This is a genomic window from Methylophaga sp. UBA5088 (assembly GCF_002414625.1).
Classification (GTDB): Bacteria; Pseudomonadota; Gammaproteobacteria; order Nitrosococcales; family Methylophagaceae; genus Methylophaga; species Methylophaga marina.
In genome coordinates this window covers 20,862-22,753 of the sequence record NZ_DIAC01000129.1, presented here as the reverse complement: position 1 = coordinate 22,753, position 1,892 = coordinate 20,862, and the positions used below count along the sequence as shown (strand labels likewise).

Genomic DNA, 1,892 nt, shown 5'->3' with positions numbered 1-1,892 from the left:
CAACCAAAATATTTTTCACCACTTTATGTTTTGCAGTATCGATAACATGCACCATGTTGGTGGACTCGCTGGTGACCAATACCAGACTTCCGTCAGGTGAAACAGCGACACCTTCTGGTTCCAGACCAACGGGAATCACTTCAATGGTTTCGCCTGTTTTTGGATCAATCACACTGGCTTGTGCGTCATCTTCATTAGAGATGTAGATATTGCCATTAGGTGCCACATCAAATGTTTCCGGATCATCACCTGCATCCAGTTTTTTTACCACTTCTAATGTATCAAGATTTACAACGGCAATAGCGCCTTCCTCACTGATGGCAACATAAAGCTGTTTTTGGTCTGGCGATAAACCGATACCTCTAGGACGTTCTCCGATATTGATGGTATTGATTACCTCATTGGTTTTTGTATCAATAACACTGACTGTATTGTCTTTTTCATTGGTCACAAATGCACGGTGTGAAGGTTCAGCCCAGGCCGCTGTGCTGGCTAAAACCAATGTCGTTAACAAAATACTTTTTAATTTCATTATGCTTCCTTCTTCTCTCAAATTATTTACAGCTGATTAGTCCAAGACTATCCAGCCCACCCTTAACACCTCTTAAAGGTGCTTCGGCAACGATGTTGTCATCTTTATCTATCAGCAGAACAATCTGACGTAATTGTCCAGTATCTCTGAATGTGGCGGTGTCACCTTTTTGTCCATCAAAAGACAAGTCCTTCTTGAGGTAGTTCAGCATAGCTGCAGAATCCGTTTTTTGAGTTCTCGCTACAGTATCAGACAACATTTTGATAGCAGCCCATCCGGCCCATGCATCATCCGTCATTTGTGTTTTATGGTTTCTGGTAAAACGATTATTGAGTTGTGACGCTGCAAATTTTACAAAGTCATGATGCCAGGCATGCGCTGTTACTAATTTATCTGGGTTTTTATTTTGCCATTGAGCTAATGCATCCTGCTTCATTTGCTTACTCAGGGGAATATTTAATAAGTTTGGCAAACAAACCTGTCGCAGACTGTCAGCATCTGAACTCAAATTAAAGACCGGTACAGTAGTCAACTTATTCAGTTTAGCTATTTCCAGCATATGCTTTGCATCAGTGCCAACCAGAACCGCCGTTATCTCAGACGCTGGTAATGCCTCAACCTCTTCTTCCGTGATGTTTTTAACATCATATGTTTGGCCTAGAAACTGACCTTGCAAATTAGCCTCTGTTAGACCTTGCTGTATACCAGCCCACACTTGGCCATCTGTAGGTCCTATGTAGTGAAGCGTCACATTAATAGTATTGGCAAAAATGATTTGGGGCCATAACAGCAGCATGGCAACCCCGAGATTCTTCAGCATATTTAAACTCTCCGTTATTATTCTTTGTTTGTTGCCTGTGACAATACACAATCACATGGCTAAATAAATCAGCAAATTCCCTAATTTTATAGAGCAATCATCACTCCATAAGGTTTGCTTCTAAACCATTGTGTCAGTAAAACACCCTTTTTACCTCTAGGAGTTTTTCCTGTTTTTTTTGACTAAGATCACAATTCACTAATCACGGCCATCTTTTCGATCGGTTTTCATCTCAAGAAATCAGGACCTGTGTCGATATCTTGATTATCACAACAGGTAGTTTTTATGAATAAACAATTCCGCTCTTTACAGATGCAGCAAACACAGGAAAGCCTCGAAGAATTTATGAATTTTATGAGCTTTCGTTGTGATTGTAGTGGTGTAAGAATATTGTCTATTGAAACAACAGAACAGGCTGCCATTAGAGATGAAGCAGAACGTTCAGGTAAGGTGGTCTCAATCGGATCTCGTCGCAGAACCAAACCTGTGACAGTAACTATCAGTAAAGAGCTGCGGTTTAACGATCAAAATATACACTCA

General features: G+C 40.6%; 3 protein-coding genes. 1 reads left to right on the top strand and 2 read right to left on the bottom strand.

Translation table 11 applies throughout. The features are described from left to right. Both B4K20_RS15915 and B4K20_RS15910 read right to left on the bottom strand, forming a co-directional pair. Positions 1-532 (bottom strand): beta-propeller fold lactonase family protein (locus B4K20_RS15915; protein WP_414683395.1); only part of this gene is annotated, 532 nt, incomplete at its 3' end. A 22-nt stretch (positions 533-554) separates the two neighbouring features. Continuing rightward, entirely contained in the window at positions 555-1,352 is a 798-nt protein-coding gene (locus B4K20_RS15910) for an ABC transporter substrate-binding protein (protein WP_289283667.1), read from the bottom strand. A 285-nt stretch (positions 1,353-1,637) separates the two neighbouring features. On the opposite strand from B4K20_RS15910, the gene B4K20_RS15905 reads away from it, so the two are divergent. Next, on the top strand, positions 1,638-1,892 hold a 255-nt coding region (locus B4K20_RS15905; RefSeq protein ID WP_289283666.1), incomplete at its 3' end, for a hypothetical protein.

Coding starts and splice junctions, on each gene's coding strand:
- B4K20_RS15910 (WP_289283667.1), bottom strand. CDS start 1,352: ATGCTGAAGAATCTCGGGGTTGCCATGCTGCTGTTATGGCCCCAAATC.